Source organism: Duganella aquatilis, assembly GCF_009674565.1.
Lineage (GTDB): Bacteria > Pseudomonadota > Gammaproteobacteria > Burkholderiales > Burkholderiaceae_D > Rugamonas > Rugamonas aquatilis.
Genome location: NZ_WKJL01000021.1, coordinates 11,743 through 31,924, shown reverse-complemented (window position 1 = coordinate 31,924; position 20,182 = coordinate 11,743). Strand labels below are relative to the sequence as shown.

The 20,182-nt window shown below is 63.7% G+C and carries 23 protein-coding genes; 11 read left to right on the top strand and 12 right to left on the bottom strand.

Annotated elements, in window-relative coordinates; translation table 11 throughout:
- Positions 1-17 precede the first annotated feature (17 nt).
- From GJ698_RS22990 to purB, 3 genes are all read right to left on the bottom strand, one after another.
- Positions 18-572, bottom strand: coding sequence for a YceI family protein (locus GJ698_RS22990; RefSeq protein ID WP_154360199.1), 555 nt, complete (start codon positions 570-572; stop codon positions 18-20).
- Between the two features lie 20 nt (positions 573-592).
- Entirely contained in the window at positions 593-1,120 is a 528-nt protein-coding gene (locus GJ698_RS22985; RefSeq protein WP_154360198.1) for a cytochrome b, read from the bottom strand.
- A gap of 135 nt (positions 1,121-1,255) precedes the next feature.
- Positions 1,256-2,632 (bottom strand): adenylosuccinate lyase, encoded by a 1,377-nt coding sequence (purB, locus tag GJ698_RS22980; RefSeq protein WP_154360197.1) that lies wholly within the window; start codon positions 2,630-2,632, stop codon positions 1,256-1,258.
- A gap of 106 nt (positions 2,633-2,738) precedes the next feature.
- On the opposite strand from purB, the gene GJ698_RS22975 reads away from it, so the two are divergent.
- Entirely contained in the window at positions 2,739-3,347 is a 609-nt protein-coding gene (locus tag GJ698_RS22975) for a glutathione S-transferase N-terminal domain-containing protein (protein ID WP_154360196.1), read from the top strand.
- Between the two features lie 57 nt (positions 3,348-3,404).
- Here the strand turns inward: GJ698_RS22975 and bfr are convergent, their stop codons facing one another.
- On the bottom strand, positions 3,405-3,881 hold the full coding sequence (bfr, locus tag GJ698_RS22970; protein ID WP_154360195.1) for a bacterioferritin: 477 nt from the start codon (positions 3,879-3,881) through the stop codon (positions 3,405-3,407).
- 228 nt (positions 3,882-4,109) lie between these two features.
- On the opposite strand from bfr, the gene GJ698_RS22965 reads away from it, so the two are divergent.
- The gene (locus tag GJ698_RS22965; protein ID WP_154360194.1) at positions 4,110-4,646 is read left to right on the top strand and encodes a pyridoxamine 5'-phosphate oxidase family protein; all 537 of its coding nucleotides are present in this window, start codon (positions 4,110-4,112) and stop codon (positions 4,644-4,646) included.
- Between the two features lie 3 nt (positions 4,647-4,649).
- Here GJ698_RS22965 and GJ698_RS22960 read toward each other — a convergent pair whose 3' ends face one another.
- Both GJ698_RS22960 and GJ698_RS22955 read right to left on the bottom strand, forming a co-directional pair.
- The gene (locus tag GJ698_RS22960; RefSeq protein WP_154360193.1) at positions 4,650-5,354 is read right to left on the bottom strand and encodes an energy transducer TonB; all 705 of its coding nucleotides are present in this window, start codon (positions 5,352-5,354) and stop codon (positions 4,650-4,652) included.
- A 2-nt stretch (positions 5,355-5,356) separates the two neighbouring features.
- Positions 5,357-5,578 carry a (2Fe-2S)-binding protein gene (locus GJ698_RS22955; RefSeq protein WP_154360192.1) on the bottom strand — a complete coding sequence of 74 codons (222 nt, stop codon included), beginning with the start codon at positions 5,576-5,578 and terminating at the stop codon, positions 5,357-5,359.
- Positions 5,579-5,836: 258 nt separating this feature from the next.
- On the opposite strand from GJ698_RS22955, the gene GJ698_RS22950 reads away from it, so the two are divergent.
- The 3 genes from GJ698_RS22950 to GJ698_RS22940 are packed head-to-tail and all read left to right on the top strand — an operon-like array spanning position 5,837 to position 8,285.
- Complete coding sequence (locus GJ698_RS22950; protein WP_154360191.1) at positions 5,837-6,103, top strand: FeoA family protein; 267 nt, start codon at positions 5,837-5,839, stop codon at positions 6,101-6,103.
- A 3-nt stretch (positions 6,104-6,106) separates the two neighbouring features.
- Positions 6,107-8,011: a ferrous iron transporter B gene (feoB, locus tag GJ698_RS22945; RefSeq protein ID WP_154360190.1), complete on the top strand. Its 1,905-nt coding sequence runs from the start codon at positions 6,107-6,109 to the stop codon at positions 8,009-8,011.
- Position 8,012: 1 nt separating this feature from the next.
- On the top strand, positions 8,013-8,285 hold the full coding sequence (locus GJ698_RS22940) for a hypothetical protein (RefSeq protein WP_154360189.1): 273 nt from the start codon (positions 8,013-8,015) through the stop codon (positions 8,283-8,285).
- Positions 8,286-8,420: 135 nt separating this feature from the next.
- On the opposite strand, the gene GJ698_RS22935 is transcribed toward GJ698_RS22940, so the two are convergent.
- Positions 8,421-10,028: an FMN-binding glutamate synthase family protein gene (locus GJ698_RS22935; protein ID WP_154360255.1), complete on the bottom strand. Its 1,608-nt coding sequence runs from the start codon at positions 10,026-10,028 to the stop codon at positions 8,421-8,423.
- Positions 10,029-10,186: 158 nt separating this feature from the next.
- Here GJ698_RS22935 and GJ698_RS22930 point away from each other — a divergent pair, with 158 nt between their 5' ends.
- From GJ698_RS22930 to GJ698_RS22920, 3 genes are all read left to right on the top strand, one after another.
- Positions 10,187-10,858, top strand: coding sequence for a glutathione S-transferase (locus GJ698_RS22930; RefSeq protein WP_154360188.1), 672 nt, complete (start codon positions 10,187-10,189; stop codon positions 10,856-10,858).
- Positions 10,859-10,940: 82 nt separating this feature from the next.
- Complete coding sequence (locus GJ698_RS22925) at positions 10,941-11,714, top strand: 5'-3' exonuclease (protein ID WP_154360187.1); 774 nt, start codon at positions 10,941-10,943, stop codon at positions 11,712-11,714.
- Positions 11,715-11,727: 13 nt separating this feature from the next.
- Positions 11,728-12,186, top strand: a complete 459-nt coding sequence (locus GJ698_RS22920; RefSeq protein ID WP_154360186.1) for a response regulator — start codon at positions 11,728-11,730, stop codon at positions 12,184-12,186.
- Between the two features lies 1 nt (position 12,187).
- Here GJ698_RS22920 and mnmA read toward each other — a convergent pair whose 3' ends face one another.
- Positions 12,188-13,291: a tRNA 2-thiouridine(34) synthase MnmA gene (gene mnmA, locus GJ698_RS22915; protein ID WP_154360185.1), complete on the bottom strand. Its 1,104-nt coding sequence runs from the start codon at positions 13,289-13,291 to the stop codon at positions 12,188-12,190.
- A 3-nt stretch (positions 13,292-13,294) separates the two neighbouring features.
- Entirely contained in the window at positions 13,295-13,792 is a 498-nt protein-coding gene (locus tag GJ698_RS22910) for an NUDIX hydrolase (RefSeq protein ID WP_154360184.1), read from the bottom strand.
- A 176-nt stretch (positions 13,793-13,968) separates the two neighbouring features.
- On the opposite strand from GJ698_RS22910, the gene GJ698_RS22905 reads away from it, so the two are divergent.
- Genes GJ698_RS22905 through GJ698_RS22895 form a run of 3 tightly spaced genes read left to right on the top strand, consistent with a single transcriptional unit; the run spans position 13,969 to position 16,870 of the window.
- On the top strand, positions 13,969-15,081 hold the full coding sequence (locus GJ698_RS22905) for a Re/Si-specific NAD(P)(+) transhydrogenase subunit alpha (protein ID WP_154360183.1): 1,113 nt from the start codon (positions 13,969-13,971) through the stop codon (positions 15,079-15,081).
- Positions 15,082-15,095: 14 nt separating this feature from the next.
- Positions 15,096-15,410 carry an NAD(P) transhydrogenase subunit alpha part 2 gene (locus tag GJ698_RS22900; protein ID WP_154360182.1) on the top strand — a complete coding sequence of 105 codons (315 nt, stop codon included), beginning with the start codon at positions 15,096-15,098 and terminating at the stop codon, positions 15,408-15,410.
- On the top strand, positions 15,407-16,870 hold the full coding sequence (locus GJ698_RS22895; RefSeq protein WP_154360181.1) for an NAD(P)(+) transhydrogenase (Re/Si-specific) subunit beta: 1,464 nt from the start codon (positions 15,407-15,409) through the stop codon (positions 16,868-16,870). The genes GJ698_RS22900 and GJ698_RS22895 overlap by 4 nt, the downstream gene beginning before the upstream one ends.
- 90 nt (positions 16,871-16,960) lie before the next feature.
- Here the strand turns inward: GJ698_RS22895 and GJ698_RS22890 are convergent, their stop codons facing one another.
- From GJ698_RS22890 to murU, 3 genes are read right to left on the bottom strand one after another with little or no spacing between them, the layout of a single operon-like run.
- Entirely contained in the window at positions 16,961-18,100 is a 1,140-nt protein-coding gene (locus GJ698_RS22890; protein WP_154360180.1) for a UbiH/UbiF/VisC/COQ6 family ubiquinone biosynthesis hydroxylase, read from the bottom strand.
- Positions 18,097-19,530 (bottom strand): Xaa-Pro aminopeptidase, encoded by a 1,434-nt coding sequence (gene pepP, locus GJ698_RS22885; RefSeq protein ID WP_154360179.1) that lies wholly within the window; start codon positions 19,528-19,530, stop codon positions 18,097-18,099. The genes GJ698_RS22890 and pepP overlap by 4 nt, the downstream gene beginning before the upstream one ends.
- The gene (gene murU, locus GJ698_RS22880; protein ID WP_154360178.1) at positions 19,443-20,177 is read right to left on the bottom strand and encodes an N-acetylmuramate alpha-1-phosphate uridylyltransferase MurU; all 735 of its coding nucleotides are present in this window, start codon (positions 20,175-20,177) and stop codon (positions 19,443-19,445) included. The genes pepP and murU overlap by 88 nt, the downstream gene beginning before the upstream one ends.
- Between the last annotated feature and the right edge of the window lie 5 nt (positions 20,178-20,182).

The following is a 20,182-nucleotide window of genomic DNA, read 5'->3' as shown; positions in this document are numbered from 1 at the left end:
CCGTTGGTGGTCTGTGCTTATTGGCCGGCGACGACGTGGAACTTGATGGCGACATCGTCGGCCACCATGCTGGTGTCCTTCCATTCGCCTTCGCCGATGTTGTAGGTCAGGCGCTTGATCGGCAGCACGCCGTCAAACACCTGGTTCTTGCCGTCGGCCTTGACGGTCAGCGGGAAGCTGACGTCGGTGGCCTTGCCCTTGATGGTCAGCTTGCCGGTGACGGTCAGCTTGCCGGCGCCGGCAGCCTTGATCGACGACGACACGAAGGTCGCTTTCGGGAACTGGGCGGCGTTGAACCATTCTTTCTTGGTCACTTCCTTGTTGTATTCGGCGTCGCCCAGGTCCATGCTGCCGGTCTCGACTTCAACTGTGGCTTTGGCGGCGTCCGGCTTGGCCGCATCGTAGTCGATGGCGGCGGTGAATTTCTTGAACTTGGCGTCGACCGGCACGTTCATTTGCTTGAAGGTGGCGGTGACGGTGCTCTTGGCCGGATCGGTTTTCAGGGCGGCGGCGCTGGCGGCAAAGGCGATCCCCAGCATGGATACGAGGGCGATTTTTTTGATGGTTTTCATGGGTAGGCTCCAGTGGGTGATTACAGCGGCAACATGCGTTTCAGGGTCACGTCGCGGTCGACAAAGTGGTGCTTCAGGGCGGCCAGGGCGTGGGCGACAACTGCGGCGGCCATGGTCATGGTCAAAACATAATGAACAGTTTTTAAAGTTGCCTTAAGTTCAGGATCGGCGGCGATCACGGCCGGCATCTGCCACAGGCCCAGGTAGACCACCGGCACGCCGGCGGCATAGGTGTAGAAGTAGCCGGAAATCGGCACCGCGAAGATCAGGAAGTACAGCAGGAAGTGCATGCCTTCGGCGATCAGGTGCTGCCAGTCGGGAATCGAGCTCAGCTTGGCCGGCGGCTTGTGCGTGACGCGCCACAGCACGCGCAGCACGGCCAGCAACAGCACCGTGACGCCCATCCACTTGTGCCAGGAGAAGTACTTCAGCTTGGTGGGCGAAAAGCCGTGGATGGCGACCATGGACAGGCCGAGGAAGAAGGTGGCAATGATGAGCAAGGCGACCAGCCAGTGCAGCAACATTGCGGTTTTGGTATAGCGTGGCATAAAACGGCTCCGGAGAATTAGTACGTATTAGGACTAAATATACCAAAGAATTGCGGTATGCGCTTGACCGGGTCAAAAAAAAGCCCCGGACAAAGGCGTCGCCGGGGCTAGTGTAGAGCAAATTGCTTTATTACATCAGATGGCTTTTGCCAGAGCTGCGGCGATGCCGGTGTAGTTGGCCGGGGTCATGGCCAGCATCAAATCCTTGGCTTCCTGCGGCACGGCCAGGCCGTTGATGAACTCCTGCAGCGCGACCTTGGAGATGCCTTTGCCGCGGGTCAGCTCTTTCAGCTGCTCGTACGGGTTTTCGATGCCGTAGCGGCGCATCACGGTCTGCACCGGCTCGGCCAGCACTTCCCAGTTGGCGTCGAGGTCGGCTTCCAGGCGGGCTGGATTGACTTCCAGCTTGTTCAGGCCGCGCAGGCAGCTGTCGTAGGCCAGCAGCGTGTAGCCGAGGCCGACGCCGATATTGCGCAGCACGGTCGAATCGGTCAGATCGCGTTGCAGGCGCGAGACCGGCAGCTTTTCCGACAGGTGCTTCAGCACGGCGTTGGCCAGGCCCAGGTTGCCTTCCGAGTTTTCGAAGTCGATCGGGTTGACCTTGTGCGGCATGGTCGACGAACCGATTTCGCCGGCTTTCAGCTTCTGCTTGAAGTAGCCCAGCGAGACATAGCTCCAGATGTCGCGGTTCAGGTCCAGCAGGATGGTGTTGGCGCGCGCGAAGGCGTCGAACAGCTCGGCCATGTAGTCGTGCGGTTCGATCTGGATGGTGTAGGGATTGAACACCAGGCCCAGGCGCTGCTCGATCACCGCCTTGGAGAAGGCCGGCCAGTCGAACGACGGGTAGGCCGACAGGTGGGCGTTGTAGTTGCCGACGGCGCCGTTCATCTTGCCGAGGATTTCCACTTGCTCGATGCGCTTGATGGCGCGCTGCAGGCGGGCCACGACGTTGGCCATTTCCTTGCCCAGGGTGGTCGGGCTGGCGGTCTGGCCGTGGGTGCGCGACAGCATCGGCAGGTCGGCGTTGGCGTGGGCGATGTCGGTCAGCTTGGCGATCACCTTGTTCAGCGATGGCAGCATGACGGTGTCGCGCGCGGCCTTCAGCATCATGCCGTGCGAGGTGTTGTTGATGTCTTCCGAGGTGCAGGCGAAGTGGATGAACTCCGACGCGGCCACCAGTTCCGGCACATCCTTGACCTGCTCCTTCAGCCAGTATTCCACGGCCTTGACGTCGTGGTTGGTGACGGCTTCGATTTCCTTGATGCGGGCAGCGTCTTTTTCGGTGAACTCGCTGGCGATCTTGTCCAGCAGGGCGGTGCCTGCGGCCGAGAATGGCTTGATTTCATCGAAACCGGCCAGCGACAGCGCTTGCAGCCAGGAGATTTCTACTTTGACGCGGTGGTGCATGAAGCCGGATTCGGACAGGATGGGACGCAGCAGGTCGGTTTTACCGGCGTAGCGGCCGTCCAGCGGCGACAGCGCCGACAGCGTGGAGTAAGGAGTAGTGGTCATGATGGAAAGAACGGAAGTTGAAGGAGCGCAAAGCGTGATTTTACCATTGGCCGGGGCCCAAGCCGCCGATGTTATACTGTGAGTTGTTCTTCCTCTATAAGTGTCTATGAAACTCATCGGTTCCCTCGCCAGCCCTTATGTCCGCAAGGTGCGTGTCGTTCTGGCGGAAAAAAAGCTTGATTACCAGTTTGAACTGGAAAATGTGTGGGCGGAGGACACCATCATCAGCCAGTGGAATCCGCTTGGCAAAGTGCCGAGCCTGATCATGGAAGACGGCACGGTGATGATCGATTCGCGCGTGATGGTCGAGTACCTCGACACGCTGACGCCGGTCTGCAAGCTGCTGCCGCCGAACGGCCGCGACCGCGCCGACGTCAAGTGCTGGGAAGCGCTGGCCGACGGCATGGTCGATGCCGCTGTCAGCGTGCGCCTGGAGCGCACCATGCGTCCGCCGGAGCAGCAAAGCGAGGAGTGGATGGCGCGCCAGATGCGCAAGGTGCATCTGAGCATGAAGTCGCTGTCGGAGAAGCTGGGGGAGCAGGCGTATTGCGCCGGCATCCATTATTCGCTGGCCGACGTGGCCGTGGGCTGCGCGCTGGGCTGGCTGGCCTTCCGCTTCCCGGAAATCACCTGGCGCGACGACTACGCCAACCTGGCCAGGCTGTACGACAAGCTGTCCGAACGGCCGTCGTTCAAGGACACTGCGCCACAATAAAAAACGCCATGTGCCGCGGCGCCCAAGAGCGCCGCACGGCCACATGGCGTTCTATTTTTAGTCTTCGACGCTCATCTGGCTTTGCAGGTAGTTCTGGATGCCCACTTTGCCGATCAGGTCCAGCTGGGTTTCCAGCCAGTCGATGTGCTCTTCGGTGTCTTCCAGGATCATCAGCAGCAGGTCGCGCGACACGTAGTCGGCAGCCTTCTCGGCGGCGGCGATGCCTTCCTTGACGGTGATCTGCGCGCCTTTTTCCAGCTTCAGGTCGCAGTTCAGCATTTCTTCGGTGTTCTCGCCGACCATGACCTTGTGCATGGCTTGCAGGTTCGGCAGGCCGTCCAGCATCAGGATGCGGTCGATCAGTTTGTCGGCGTGCTTCATTTCGCCGATCGATTCTTCGTACTCTTTCTTGCCGATCTTTTCCAGGCCCCAGTGCTTGTACATCTTCGCGTGCAGGAAGTACTGGTTGATCGCGGTGAGTTCGTTGGTCAGCTGTGCGTTGAGCAAGCGGATAACTTCTTGGTCGCCCTTCATGGGGATGTCTTTCTGAGATGGTTGCGAATGGCGCCATTGTGCCACGAAATGCCCCTGCGCGTGTAGCGATTGTCTGATAATTTCGGTGAAATACCACCTAAGTTCGGTGATTGAGAGTGTTGGCGCAAATGAAAACCATTAGCATTCTTATAGGGCGCAGTGTGAGGCAACCCACTGTGCCGGCGCGGCCGCGCCGCTACCATGACAGCTCAACTAAAGGAGTGAGCCATGGATTCCATCAACGCCCAACAAGCAGAAACCAATCACCAGGATCTGATCGGTGAAGACGCAGTGCGCAAGATCCGCGAGTTTGTCGACAGCACGCCCGGCTGCTTCTTCTGCACCAGCGACGCCGACGGCGGTCCCGGCGACGCGCGGCCGATGACGGCGCTGCAGGTCGATGCGCTCGGCAATCTGTGGTTCATCAGCGCCAGTGACAGCCTGAAGAACCAGGAGCTGGCGGCCGATCCGTCGGCCACGCTGTACTTCCAGGGTTCGGCCCACTCGGAGTTCATGCATCTGGAAGGCATCGCCACGGTGTCGCGCGATCCGGTCAAGATCAAGGAGCTGTGGAGTTTTACGATGAAGACGTGGTTCACCGGCGGCGAGGACGATCCGCGCGTGACGCTGATCAAGTTTGCGCCGACTTACGGCTACTACTGGGATACCAAGCACGGCAAGGCGGTGGCCAGCGTCAAGATGCTGATCGGCGCCGTGATAGGCAAGACCCTCGATGACTCCATCGAGGGCCGGCTGGACCTGTAGGACTTAGCCGAGCTGGAAGTTGATCGGCACCAGCACGTAGACGGGGACGGCCTTGCCGTCCTCGATGAACGGTTTGTACAGCGCGCGCAGCACCGCCTGGCGGCCGGCTTCGTCCAGATTGGCCGAGCCGGAGGATTTCTGCACGACGACCTGTTCGGCCGTACCCTTTTCACCGATCAGCACGCGCAGCATCACGGTGCCGGTCTCGCCCATGCGGCGGGCGATGCTGGGGTACACCGGCTGCGGTGCGCGCACATATTCCACGCCCGATACGGTCTTCGGCGTCGATGGCGCTGGCGGCGCCGGCGGCGCGGCTTGCGCGGTTGGCGCGGCATGCGATGGCGCCGCTTCGCTCGGACGCGGCTGTGGCGGCGGCAGGGTGATGGTCGGCTCGGTCTGCACGATATTCACGATCGGCAGCGGCGGCACAAAGGTTTGCTTCGGCATCACCAGCGGCACTTCCTTCGGCGCCGGCGCCGGCTTCAGCGGCTCAGGCGAGGCCACGAAGGTGACGTTCACCACCTGCGGCATGATCGCATGCGTCACGCTGCGCAGCATGCCGGAGTAAGCCAGATAAAACACGACAGCGTGACCTACAACAATCGCCGCCAGCGGGGTGAACTTGCGGCTGCGGCGTTTGAATTCCCGGACGAAGCCGGCGTCATCCGCGGACAGCGACGCTGTCCGGCTGTAGGTCATTGTATTCATGATTAGTTGGTGAAGGCTGGGCGTTTCAGCACAGTCTCTTTGAGTTCGGCAGCGGCTTGCGCGGCCAGATGTTCATTGAGGAGTTCTTCAGCGCATGAGAAGCATTGGCCGCAGCAAGTGGCTACGCCGAGATCGCGGCGCAGTTCTTCCATCGACGTAATACCCAACTCCATGGCTTGACGGATTTCGCGATCTGAGATGTTGTTGCAGACACAAACAATCATTTGATGCACCTTCTGGCTAGGCTGAATAACGGCTAAGTTGCGATTAAGTTCTTTATGACATGATTGCTGGTAACTTAATGCGAATCATTATCATTAATCGTATACTGCCGTAAACCGCAGCAGGATGCAAGCTAAATAGAAGTCATTCGCATTACCGTTTATAATGCTAGTATCTTATTCCGGCGAGAACGCAACATTGCAGCCTCGCCGGGCAGCCGCAGCCCTCTTTGCCGGCGGCATCTCGACTGGACTTTGCTCATGACGCACGCTGTTCCCCTGATTACCCTCGATGCCCTGACGGTCGGCGCCACTGCCACCGTGGTGCACGTTTCTCCCGGCGAGGCCGCCGACGGCGGCGTCAGCCTGGCGCGCCGCCTGATGGAGCTGGGCTTTGTGCCCGGCGAAAAAATCCGCATGCTCAAGCGTGGCATGCCGGGCGGCGAGCCGCTGGCGATCAAGGTCGGCCACTCCACGTTTGCGTTGCGCCGCTTTGAAGCCGCGCTGGTCTCGATTCAACCGGAATAAATCATGGGTGCAGTAGAAAAACAGGTGGCGCCAACGCCAGCAGCGGTGTCGCGGACGCCGATGATGGCCTTGCTCGGCAATCCGAATTGCGGCAAGACCGCCTTGTTCAACCGGCTGACCGGCGCGCGCCAGAAGGTGGCCAACTACGCCGGCGTGACCATCGAGCGCAAGGAAGGCGCGTTCACCACCAGCGGCGGCAACAGCTTCCGCGTGCTCGATCTGCCGGGCGCTTATAGTTTGTCGGCCCACACGCCGGACGAGGAAATCACGCGCGACGTGGTGGCCGGCCTGCGCAAGGGCGACGCCGCGCCGGACGTGGTGGTGTGCGTGGTCAACGCCACCAACCTGCGCCTGAACCTGCGCCTGGTGCTGGAGATCAAGCGCCTGGGCCTGCCGATGATCCTGGCGCTGAACATGGTCGACGTCGCCAAGAAGCGCGGCATCGCCATCGACGCCGACGTCCTGTCGCGCGAGCTCGGCATGCCGGTGGTGGAAACCGTGGCGGTGCAGGCCGGCGGCGAAAAGTCGCTGCTGCGCGCGCTGGACCAGATGTGGCCGCTGGCGGCAGGCAAGCCGCATCCGCTGTCGGCCATCGACGCGGTCGGCGTCGAGGAGACGCAGCGCGAAGTGCGCCGCATCCTCGACCTGGCGGTCAGCGCGCCGGCGCAGTCGCATGACGTGCTGAGCGAAAAAATCGACAACGTGGTGCTGCATCCGGTGATCGGCCCGGTCATCCTGGCGGTGCTGATGTTCCTGGTGTTCCAGGCGGTGTTCAGCTGGGCCACGCCGCCGATGGACATGATCAAGGATGGCGTCGACCACCTCGGCAGCCTGGTCAAGGACGCGATGCCGGACGGCATCCTGCGCAGCCTGCTGGTGGAAGGCATCCTGGGCGGCGCCGGCAGCGTGCTGGTGTTCCTGCCGCAGATTCTGATCCTGTTCTTCTTCATCCTGTTCCTGGAAGACTGCGGCTACCTGCCGCGCGCGGCCTTTCTGCTGGACCGCCTGATGGGCGGCGTCGGCCTGTCGGGCCGCGCCTTCATTCCGCTGCTGTCGAGCTTTGCCTGCGCGATTCCGGGCGTGATGGCGGCGCGCACCATCCAGAACCGCCGCGACCGCCTGGTGACCATCATGATCGCGCCGCTGATGACGTGCTCGGCGCGCCTGCCGGTGTATGCGCTGATCATCGCCGCCTTCATTCCGGACCGCGAGGTCGGCGGCATCTTCAATCTGCAGGGGCTGGTGCTGTTCGTGCTGTACTTCGCCGGCATCATTTCGGCGATGGCGGTGGCGTGGGTGATGAAGCGCTTCATGGGCGGCGAAGGCAAGCAGCCGCTGATGATGGAGCTGCCGGCCTACCACTGGCCGCACATGCGCAACCTGGCGCTGGGCCTGTGGGAGCGCGCCAAGATCTTCCTGACCCGCGTCGGCACGGTGATCCTGACGCTGATGATTTTGCTGTGGGTGCTGAGTTCCTTCCCTGGCGCGCCGGAAGGCGCCACCCATCCGGCGATCTATTACAGCCTGGCCGGCATCATCGGCCGCGGCCTGGAATTCATCTTCGCGCCGATCGGCTTCAACTGGCAGATCTGCATCGCGCTGGTGCCGGGCATGGCGGCGCGTGAAGTGGCGGTCGGTGCGCTGGGCACGGTGTATGCGCTGTCGCAGAGCGGCGACGAAGTGGCGCAGACGCTGGCGCCGATTATTTCGTCGAGCTGGACCTTGCCGACCGCGCTGTCGCTGCTGGCCTGGTATGTGTTCGCGCCGCAGTGCATCGCCACGCTGAGTACCGTGCGCCGCGAAACCGGCAGCGCGCGCTATGCGTGGCTGATGGCGGGTTATTTGTTTGCGCTGGCGTATGTGGCGTCGTTCCTGACGTACCGGATCGCGCTGGCTTTCGGAGGCTGATATGTGGCAGCAGATTATTGTCGCGGTGATCGTGTTGGTGGCGCTGGTGCACTTCAGCGCCAAGTACCTGCCGCTGGCCTGGCGCCAGCGCATCGTCTACACGCTGGGCAAGCGCGGCTTCAACGAAGCGCGGCTGGCCAAGCTGTTCAAGACCGGCGGCGGTGGCGGCTGCGGCGATGGCGGCGGCTGCTCCAACTGCGGCCCGTCCTCGTGCGACACGCCGACCGACGCCGCCAGCCACAAGCGCGTCATCAAGCTGCACGTGCAGCGTTAAGCCATCTCCCCTGCTTGCGCCGCCCGGATCGCCGACGGTCACGTTGACGATGGAATTCGACGCGGCAACGATCGATGCGTTCAAACGACAGGGCGAAGACTGGGCGATTCGCAGGGGCTACGTGCCGTTCCCGCATTAACCACAGAACGGATCGAACGACTCCGCCTGCGCCATCGGCCAGTAATGGCCGAACACCGGCGGCAGGCGCGCCAGCTGGCTTGGGTCGAGCAGCTCACCCGGCTCCAGGTAGGGCAGCAGCGCCGACGCCAGCTTGACCTGGTTGTGCGAAATGCGCCGCACCAGGTGGCGCGGGCGCAGCTGCGACGGATGCGTCAGGCCGGCGGCGGCGATCAGCTGGGCCAGCGCCTCCATCGTGTTCTCATGGAAGTTGGCGACGCGCTGGATCTTGTCCGGCACCACCAGCGCGCGCTGGCGCGACGGGTCCTGCGTGGCGACGCCGGTCGGGCAGCGGTCGGTATGGCAGCTTTGCGACTGGATGCAGCCCAGCGCGAACATGAAGCCGCGCGCCGAATTGCACCAGTCCGCTCCCAGCGCCAGCGTGCGCGCGATGTCGAAGGCGGTGATGATCTTGCCCGAGGCGCCGATCTTGATCTTGTCGCGCAGGTTGGCGCCGACCAGCGTGTTATGCACCAGCAGCAGCGCCTCCTGCAACGGCGTGCCGACGTGGTCGGTGAACTCGACCGGCGCCGCGCCGGTGCCGCCTTCGCCGCCATCGACCACGATGAAGTCCGGCACGATGCCGGTCGCCAGCATGGCCTTGACGATGCCGAAGAATTCCCACGGGTGGCCGATCGCCAGCTTGAAGCCGGTCGGCTTGCCGCCCGACAGCGTGCGCAGGCGGTCGATGAACTGCAGCATTTCGATCGGCGTCCTGAAGGCCGAGTGCGACGACGGCGAGATGCAGTCGCGGCCCACCGGCACGCCGCGCGTCTGCGCGATTTCGATGGTGACCTTGGCGCCCGGCAGCACGCCGCCATGGCCCGGCTTGGCGCCCTGCGACATCTTCAGTTCGATCATCTTGACCTGCGGCGCGGTGGCGTTGACGATGAAGTTCGCTTCCGAGAAGGTGCCGTCGTCGTTGCGGCAGCCGAAGTAGCCGGAGCCGATTTCCCACACCAGGTCGCCGCCGTTCTGGCGGTGGTAGGGGCTGATGCTGCCTTCGCCGGTGTCGTGCATGAAGCCGCCCTGTTTGGCGCCGCCGTTCAGCGCCAGGATGGCGTTGGCCGACAGCGCGCCGAAGCTCATCGCCGAGATGTTGAACACGCTGGCCGAGTACGGCTGCGCGCGCGGGCAGTCCGGGTGGTTGCCGATCTCGATGCGGAAGTCGTGCGGCTGTTCGGCCGCCGGCGCGATCGAGTGGTTGATCCATTCGTAGCCGGGCGCGTAGACGTCGAGCTGGGTGCCGAACGGGCGCTTGTCGGTGTCCTTCTTGGCGCGCTGGTAGACGATGCTGCGCTGGTTGCGCGAGAACGGCTCGGCCACCATGTCGTCTTCCAGGAAGTACTGGCGGATCTCGGGGCGGATCGATTCGAAGAAGAAGCGGAAGTGCGCCAGGATCGGGTAGTTGCGGCGCAGCGCGCGCCTGGTTTGCAGCAGGTCGCTGATGCCGACGATGGTCAGCGCGGCGGCGACCGCCGAAATTTCCCACGGTGCCCGCAAGGCCAGCGAAGCCAGTAGCGTAACGATGGAGGCATGGAAGGCGAGGTAGCGTGGGGACAGCAAATTCATGAAGACTCCGGCGGCGGCTGATGAACTGTCGAGTGTACTGCTGTTTCTCGACGGAATCCATATCCGATCCGGGCAGACGCGCGCGGCGGGCAACAATGTTAAGCTAGCGAGGTTGCGGCGCACGGCCGTTCTTTTTTCTCGGGATAAGTCACATGATCGTCGTTCATCACTTGAATAATTCGCGCTCGCAGCGGGTGCTGTGGCTGCTGGAAGAGCTGGGCCTGGAATACGAGATCGTGCGCTACCAGCGCGATCCGAAGACCATGCTGGCGCCGCCGGAGCTGAAGAAGATCCACCCGCTGGGCAAGTCGCCGGTGATCACCGATAACGGCATCGTGGTGGCCGAGTCCGGCGCAATCGCCGAATACCTGATCGACACCTACGGCAACGGCCGTTTGATCCCGCCGGCTGGCACCGAGGAGCGCCGCCGCTGGACGTATTTCCTGCACTATGCCGAAGGCTCGGCGATGGCGCCGCTGCTGATGAAGCTGATCTTCGACCGCGTCGAGACCAGCCCGGCGCCGTTCTTCGTCAAGCCGATCGCGCGCGCCATCGCGGGCAAGGTCAAGGGCAGCTACATCCTGCCGCAGATCGCCATGCACCTGGACTACCTGGAAGGCGAGCTGGGCAAGAGCGAATGGTTCGCCGGCAACGACTTCACCGCCGCCGACATCCAGATGAGCTTCCCGCTGGAAGCCGCCTCCGCGCGCGGCGGCCTGGACGCATCGCGTCCGAAACTGGCGGCCTACCTGAAACGCATCCACAGCCGCCCCGCCTTCCAGCGCGCCCTCGAACGCGGCGGCCCCTACGAGCTGCTGAAGTAAGCGGCTTTGACGCGGCGCATGCCGCCGCGTCGGCCCGGTCGGGTAGAATGGCGGCTTGACCAAAGCCCGGATGAAGTTGAACATGGGTAGACTCCTTGCCATCGACGGCCTCAATATTGTGCGCCGCGTCTACGAAGCCAGTCCCGAACCTGACAGCCCTGAAAAGGCCGACATCGCGCTGCGCCACGCGCTGTCTTCCTTGCGCACCCTCATACACGACCACCAGCCCACGCACCTGCTGCCGGCCTTCGACTTCGGCGGCCGCACCTGGCGCCACGCGCTGTACGGCGGCTACCGCGAAGGCCGCGCGCCGATGCCGTCGCCGCTGCGCGAGGCGCTGCCGGCGTTCTACGACAAGCTGCGCGGCTTCGGCATGCACGTGGTGTCGGTGCCGGAAGTCGAAGCCGACGATGTCATCGGCACCGTGGTGCTGCGCTGGCTGGCCGAGGGCCGCGGCGAAGCCACCGTCGCCACCACCGACAAGGACCTGCACGGCCTGATCGCCCAGGGCGCCCGCGTCTGGGACCACTTCAAGAGCGAATGGCACGACCACGCCTGGGTCGAAAAGAAGTGGGGCGTGCCGCCCGACCAGCTGCCGGACCTGCTGGCGCTGATGGGCGACGTCACCGATTCCATCCCCGGCGTGTCCAAGGTGGGCGTCAAGACCGCCGCCAAACTGTTGCGTACATACGGCAATCTGGACGCCATTATGGCCGGCGCCGGGATTCTTAAAGATTCCTTGGGGGAAACGCTTCGAAAAGAACGCGAAATGCTGTATCTTTCTCGACAACTGGTACAGTTGAAAACGGATGTGAAGGTAGGCGTGAGCTGGAACATGCTGGCCTGGTCCCACTAACAAGGTTTGCAAGATGTTAAAAGCAGTCATTATCGATCCCAGCGCTGTCGCGCGTGGCCTGCTGAATACCGTGCTGCTCGATGGCGGCTACGACGTGGTGGGCCAGACCCACACCTGCGCCAGCGCCATGGTGCTGTTGATCAAGCACCATCCGCACATCGTCTGCATCGCCAAGGAGCAGTTCGAGAGTGATCAGGAATCGGTGCGCGAAATCCGCACCAACTGGCCGAAGACGCTGCTGTTCATGGTTTCCAGCGAAATGAACGCCGCCATCATCCAGGAAGCGCACGCGATCGGCGTGAGCGGTTTCATCGTCAAGCCGTTCAAGGCCGACACCGTGCTGAATACCATCCGTAACGTGGTGATCGCCATGGTCAAGCGCCAGCGCGCGGCGCTGGCCGCCAAGGCGGAAGCGGAAGCCGGCAGCGCAACGCCGCCGGCGGCAGAAGGCGGCGAACCCGCCGCCGGTTGATTTACACGGCGGTCGAGCTGTCGATGATGCCGCCGCCCAGGCACACTTCACCGTCGTACAGCACGGCCGACTGGCCCGGCGTCACCGCCCACTGGGCATCCATGAATTTCAGCGCGAAGTCGGACTGGCCGTCCGGCGCGATTTCGCACGCCACATCGGCCTGGCGGTAGCGGGTCTTGGCCGACATCGGACGCGCTTCCGGCGGCACGCCGGCGATCCAGCTGGCCTGGTCGGCGCGCAGCGTGGCCGACAGCAGCCACGGGTGGTCATGGCCCTGCACGATGTACAGCACGTTGTTGACCACGTCCTTCTTGGCCACGTACCAGGCGTCGTTGCTGCCGTCGGCGTTCTTGTAATCCTTCATGCCGCCGACGCCGATGCCCTTGCGCTGGCCCAGCGTGTAGAACGACAGGCCGACGTGCTCGCCCACCACCTTGCCGTCCGGCGTCATCATCGGGCCCGGCTTGTACGACAGGTAGCGGTTCAGGAACTCGCGGAACGGCCGTTCGCCGATGAAGCAGATGCCGGTCGAATCCTTCTTGGCCGCATTCGGCAGCTGCAGTTTCTCGGCGATCTTGCGCACTTCGGTTTTCGGGATTTCGCCCAGCGGGAACAGCGTCTTCGACAGCTGCGCCTGGTTCAGCCGGTGCAGGAAATAGCTCTGGTCCTTGGTGTGGTCGACCGCCTTCAGCAGTTCGTGGCGGTCGCCGTTCTGGCGCACGCGCGCGTAGTGGCCGGTGGCGATCAGGTCGGCGCCCAGCGACATCGCGTGGTCGAGGAAGGCCTTGAACTTGATCTCGGCGTTGCACAGCACGTCCGGATTCGGCGTGCGGCCGGCCTGGTACTCGCGCAGGAAGTCGGCGAACACGCGGTCCTTGTATTCGCTGGCGAAGTTGACCGCCTCGATATCCACGCCGACCACGTCGGCCACGCTGGCCGCGTCGATCCAGTCCTGGCGGGTGGAGCAGTACTCGGAGTCGTCGTCGTCTTCCCAGTTCTTCATGAACAGGCCGATGACTTCATAGCCCTGTTCTTTCAGCAGCCATGCCGACACCGAGGAGTCTACCCCGCCCGACATGCCGATAACGACGCGTTTCTTACTCATTACTCATCCATTCGCAGTGCTAATCGCTTCCTTGTAGACGGAAGCATGTGTTTGTATCAGTGCCAGCGGAGCGCGGCGGCCCTCCAGGTATTCGTCCACGCATTGCAGCACGGTGGGGCTGCGGTGACGGTCGGCGCAGGCGGCCAGTTCGTCGCGCGTCAGCCACATGGTGCGCAGAATGCCTTCGTCCAGCGGACGGTCGTGCTGCGCGCCCGGGTAGCCGCAGAAAGTGAAGCGTAAATACGTCACTTCCTCGCCGGTGCGGTTGGAGGTGTAGCGCGACATATACATGCCCACCAGCGCGGTTGGCGTAAAGTCGTAGGCGGTTTCCTCCAGGGTTTCGCGGATGACGGCTTGCTCCAGCGATTCATACGGGTCGAGGTGACCGGCAGGCTGGTTGATGCGGATGCCGTCGCTGGTTTCTTCTTCGATCAGCAAGAACTTGCCATCTTTTTCGACGATGGCGGCAACAGTCACAGAGGGTTTCCAGATACGCGGCATGAGTCATCCTTGAAAGAGCCGATATTTTAGCCTGTTCCAGCCTTTTGGTTTGCGCTGGAACAAATTTACGGGGTAATTAATGACAAATAGTAATTCTTGAAATGACGAAACCGATGTTTCGTGGCTTAAAAAAGCGTGATAGATTCTAGTCAGTTTATCAATCATCTGGAGGCACCATGAGAATAAGCGTACCGGCTGAGACAAGGCCGGGGGAGACCCGGGTGGCGGCCACGCCGGAGACCGTCAAAAAGTTGGCAGCCAAGCATCAGATCATTGTGCAATCCGGCGCCGGCCTGCCGGCCTCGGTGACGGACGATGCCTATGTTGCAGCTGGTGCACAAATCGTGCCTGCCAGCGAGGTATGGGCGGCCGACGTGATCCTCAAGGTGCGTGCCCCCAATGCCGAGGAGCGCGCGCAGATCAAGCCGGGCACGGTGGTGATCGGCATGCTCAATCCCTTCGATGCGGACAACAACGCCGCCATGGCCTCGGCCGGGCTGCTGGCGCTGGCGCTGGAAGCCGTGCCGCGCATCACCCGCGCGCAGTCGATGGACGTGCTGTCGTCGCAGGCCAACATCGCCGGCTACAAGGCGGTGATGGTGGCGGCCAATACCTATCAGCGCTTCATGCCGATGCTGATGACGGCGGCCGGCACGGTGAAGGCGGCGCGGGTGCTGATCATGGGCGTCGGCGTGGCCGGCCTGCAGGCCATCGCCACCGCCAAGCGCCTCGGCGCGGTGATCGAGGCCTCCGACGTGCGGCCGCCGGTGAAGGAGCAGGTGGAATCGCTGGGCGCCAAGTTCATCGACGTGCCCTACCTGACCGATGAAGAGAAGGACATCGCCCAGGGCGTGGGCGGCTACGCACGGCCGATGCCGGTCGATTGGATGCGCCGCCAGTCCGAACTGGTGCACGAACGCGCCAAGCTGGCCGACATCATCATCACCACCGCGTTGATACCGGGCCGTCCGGCGCCGGTGCTGATCTCCGAGGAGACGGTGAAGGCGATGAAGCCCGGTTCCGTGATCGTCGACCTGGCCGTATCGCAGGGCGGCAACTGCCCCTTGTCCGAGTTGAACAAGACGGTGATCAGGCACGGCGTGCACATCATCGGCGAGCCGGACCTGGCCACCCACGTGGCGGCCGATGCGTCCGCGCTGTACGCGCGCAACGTACTGGACTTTCTCAAGCTGATCATCGACAAGGAAGACAAGCTGGTGATCGACCGCGAGGACGAAATCATCAAGGCCACGCTGCTGTGCGCCGGCGGCGAACTGCTGCGCAAATAACCGGGGGAGACACCATGGAAATCAGCCACACCATCATCAATCTGATTATTTTTGTTCTGGCCATTTACGTTGGCTACCACGTGGTCTGGACCGTGACGCCGGCGCTGCATACGCCGCTGATGGCGGTGACCAACGCGGTATCGGCCATCATCATCGTCGGCGCCATGCTGGCCGCTTCGCTGACCGAAGGACTGGTCGGGCAGATCGCCGGCACGGTCGCGGTGGCGCTGGCCGCCGTCAATGTGTTCGGCGGGTTCCTGGTCACGCAGCGCATGCTGGAGATGTTCAAGAAGAAGGAACCGAAAGCCAAATCAGGAGATAAAGCATGAACTTTATCTCCATGAACCTGGTGACGATGCTGTATTTGATCGCATCGGTGTGTTTTATCCAGGCGCTGAAAGGCCTGTCGTCGCCGGCGACGGCGCGCGCCGGCAATGCCTTCGGCATGTCGGGCATGGCGATCGCGTTTGTGACGACGGTTGCGCTGATCCTCAAGCTGCGTTCGGAAGCTGCCGTCGGCGGCGCCGGTCTGGGACTGCCGCTGGTGGTGCTGGGCGTGGTGGTCGGCGGCGGCATCGGCGCGGTGCTGGCGAAGAAGGTCGAGATGACCAAGATGCCGGAACTGGTGGCGGCGATGCACTCGCTGATCGGTCTCGCCGCGGTGTGCATCGCGGTGGCGGCGGTGTCGGAGCCGCATGCGTTCGGCATCGCGGCGGTGGGCGAGGCGCTGCCGACCGGGAACCGCATCGAGCTGTTTATCGGCACCTTTGTCGGTGCGATTACCTTCTCCGGTTCGGTGATCGCGTTCGGCAAGCTGTCGGGCAAATACAAGTTCCGCTTGTTCCAGGGCGCGCCGGTCAGCTTCGCGGGCCAGCATTTGCTGAATCTGATACTGGCGATCGTGATGGTGGGCCTGGGCCTGGTGTTCGTGGCGGCGGGCGGCAACGAGCCGGCGTGGGTGCCGTTCCTGATCATGACCGCGATTGCGTTTGTGCTGGGTGTGCTGATCATCATCCCGATCGGCGGCGCGGATATGCCGGTGGTGGTGTCGATGCTGAACTCCTACTCCGGCTGGGCGGCGGCGGGCATTGGCTTCTCGCTGAATAATTCGATGCTGATCATTGCCGGTTCGCTGGTGGGGTCCAGCGGCGCGATCCTGTCGTACATCATGTGCAAGGCGATGAACCGGTCGTTCTTCAATGTGATTCTGGGCGGCTTTGGCGGTGCGCCGGCGGATGCGGGGGCGGGCGGCGCGAAGGAACAGCGTCCGGTCAAATCCGGTTCGGCCGATGATGCGGCCTTCATCATGTCGAATGCGGAGAGCGTGATTATTGTGCCGGGCTACGGCCTGGCGGTGGCGCGCGCGCAGCATTCGCTCAAGGAGCTGGTGGAGAAGCTTACCCACAAGGGTGTCACGGTGAAGTATGCGATTCACCCGGTGGCGGGGCGGATGCCGGGGCATATGAACGTGCTGCTGGCGGAAGCCGAGGTGCCGTATGACCAGGTGTTCGAGATGGAGGATATCAATGGCGAGTTCGGGCAGACCGATGTGGTGCTGATCCTCGGCGCCAATGACGTGGTCAATCCGGCCGCCAAGGATCCGAAATCGCCGATTGCGGGCATGCCGATTCTGGAGGCGTACAAGGCCAAGAGCATCATCGTCAACAAGCGGTCGATGGCTTCAGGGTATGCGGGCCTGGACAATGAGCTGTTCTATCAGGCGAATACCATGATGGTGTTTGGCGATGCGAAGAAGGTCATTGAGGATATGGTCAAGGCGGTCGAGTAACCCGCACGGCCAGGTGGCGTCTGACCCCGTACGGGGTCAGACCCCTAAGTGGTGGCGCTGGCGTATCGCTAAAAGCGTGCGGGGTAGCGGTCAGCGGCGGCCGTACATCATGAGTTCGGCGAGCAACCCGCGTGCAGGGCCGACCATGTCGATGGCGGCCAACGATAGGCCTAGCAGCGCCTGGGCCGGGGTGTCGTTGGCGAAAACCCGCGCCATGGTGTCGGTCAGGCGCACGGTGGTGCTGCGGTCGCGCTGGCGCATGTCGGTATATTGGGCCAGCATCGCCGGCGTCGCGCCCTGCGCCAGCAGGCGCGCCAGCACCGTCACGTCGCGCAGGCCCAGGTTCAGACCCTGGCCCGCCACCGGATGCAGCGTCTGCGCGGCGTTGCCGATGGCGACGGTGCGGGCGGTACTGCCCGGCGCAGCATTCAATCCCAGCGGAAAACCAAGGCGTGGCGTGGCGTGCGTGAACTTGCCGACGCGGTCGCCGAAAGCCCGGCCCAACGCGGACAGGAAATCCTTGTCGTTCAACGCCAGCAGCGCGCCGGCATTTTCCGGACGCACGCACCACACCAGCGAATACTCCTCATCTTGCGGCAGCAGCGCCAGCGGGCCTTGTTCGGTAAAGCGTTCATAGGCGCGGTGCGGTGGCGGCAGGCTGCTGCGCACTTGCGCGATGATGGCGGTCTGCTGGTAGTCGCGGTTGACGGCGCGCACCTGCTGTTCGTTGAACAGGCCTCCTTCGGCCTGCACCACGACGGCGGCGCGCAGCGTTTGCGGTGCGCCGTTGGCGTCCAGGATCAGCGTGACCGCATCGCTTTCCTCATCCATCGCGATCACGCGCGCGGGACGCAGCGAGGCGATGCCGGCGCGTTCGCACACGGCGCCCAGGGCGGTGACGATGTCGCCGTAGCGGGTAACGTAGCCCAGCGCCGGCAAATCGTAGTCCTGGCGGTCGATCAGGCTGCGGCCGAACTGGCCGCGCCGCGAGACGTGGATTTGTTCGATGGCGGTGGCCACCGCCGGCCAGGCGCCGATGTCTTCCAGTATCTGCCGGCTGCCCCACGACAGCGCCAGCGAGCGCGGGTCGTTGCTGGCTTGCGCCAGTGTCTTGGCGTCGATCAGGGCAATGCGGTCGGCGGGCACGCCGCGCTTGACCAGCTGCGCCGCCAGCGCCATGCCGGCGGGACCGGCGCCGCAGATGGCGATGTCGTAGGTGTGTTCTGTCATGGTTGCTGCATCAGTTGTTCGATCTCGGCCACCGTCTTCGGCGCGGCGGCGCTCAGGATGGTGTGGCCGTCGGCGGTGACCAGCACGTCGTCTTCGATGCGGATGCCGATGTTCCAGTATGCCTCCGGCACGCCTTCCGCCGGACGCACGTAGATGCCCGGTTCCACCGTCACCACCATGCCCGGCTGCAGCAGGCGCGATGGCTTGCCGGTCTGCGTCACGTCGCGGTACTGGCCAACGTCGTGCACGTCCATGCCCAGCCAGTGGCCGGTGCCGTGCATGTAGAACTGCGTGTAGCTTTTGTCGGCGATCACCTGGTCCAGCGAACCGCTCAACAGGCCCAGGTCCAGCATGCCCTGCACCAGCACCCGCACCGCCGCTTCGTGCGCGCCGGAGTAGGGCAGGCCGGGCGCGATGGCCTTGAATGCTGCCATCTGCGCCGCCAGTACCAGTTCATACAAGCGCTGTTGCGGCGCAGTGAATTTGCCGTTGACCGGGAAGGTGCGGGTGATGTCGGAGGCATAGCCATCCAGCTCGCAGCCGGCGTCGATCAGCACCAGGTCGCCGTCCTGCGATTGCGCGTTGTTGGCGCTGTAGTGCAGCACGCAGGCATTCGCGCCGGCGGCGACGATGGCGTTGTAGGCTGGCGCTTGTGCACCGTTGCGGCGGAATTCGTACAGCAGTTCCGCTTCCAGTTCGTATTCGTACATGCCGGCGCGGGCGGCGCGCATGGCGCGGATGTGGGCCTGCGCCGAGATGTCCGCGGCGCGCCGCATGGTGGCTTGTTCGGCGTCGTCCTTCAGCAGGCGCATTTCGTCCAGCAGCGGCAGCAGGTCGACCGTGGACGCCGGCGCGGTGACGCCGGTGCGGGCCTTGGCGCGCACGGCGGCCAGCCAGCCGGCCACGCGTTCATCGAGCGCGCCGCCCAGCGCGTAGTACAGCGCCGGTGCGTTCGACAGCAGCGTGGCCATCATCTCGTCCAGCTCTTCGATGGTGCCGGCTTCGTCCACGCCGAACACCACGCGCGCGCCGTCCGGGCCGTGGCGGTAGCCGTCCCAGATTTCGCGGTCGGGATTTTTCGGGCGGCAGAACAGGATGGCGCGCGCCGGTGTCCCGCTGTCGTCGCCCTGGCCGGCGACCAGCACCAGCACCGCTTCCGGCTCGGTGAATCCGGTCAGGTAGTAGAAGTAGCTGTCGTGGCGGTACAGGTATTCGCTGTCGGCGTTGCGCGTGACTTCCGGCGCGGTCGGCAGCACGGCCACCGCGCCGGGCGGCATGTGCGCCAGCAGGCGCGCGCGCCGCGCGGCGTAGCGCGCCACATCGACGGCGACAGCGGCCGGCGTCACTGCACGCCCTTGGCGGCGGGCGCCAGCGCGGCCAGCGGCGCGTTCAGCAGGTCGAGCTGCTGCACGGTGCCGACGTTGTGCCATTCGCCTTCGTAGACTTCGCCGCCGACCTGTTTCTTGTCGGCGTATTCGCGCAGCAGCGGGCCAAGCTTGGCGTACTCGCCGGCGGCGATGCGGTCGAACATCTCCATGCGGTAGACGCCGATGTTGCCGAAGGTCCATTTCGGCGCGCCGTCGTTGGTCAGCGTGTACATGGTCATGCCGAAGTCGCCGTCCGGATGCCAGTCGGGATTCGGCACCATGTACAGCCAGCACATGTCGCGCTTGTCGGCCGGGTAGGGATTACCCCACATGTCCTTGTCGTGCAACACGTCCTTGACCTGTTCGAAGTCGAAGTAGGGCGTGTAGATGTCGCCCGACACGGCGACGAACGGTTCCTCGCCCAGCAGCGCGCGCGCCTTGGCGATGCCGCCCGCCGTTTCCAGCGCTTTTTCCTCGCGCGAGTAGAACAGCTTGGCGCCGAACTGGCTGCCGTCGCCGAGCGCCGCTTCAATCTGGTCGCCCAGGTGGGCGTGATTGATGACGATCTCGGTGATGCTGGCCTTGACCAGGTTGAGGATGTGCCAGACGATCAGCGGCCGCCCGCGTACCTTGAGCAGCGGCTTGGGCGTGGCATCGGTCAGCGGGCGCATGCGCTCGCCGCGGCCGGCGGCGAAAATCATCGCTTTCATGCGCC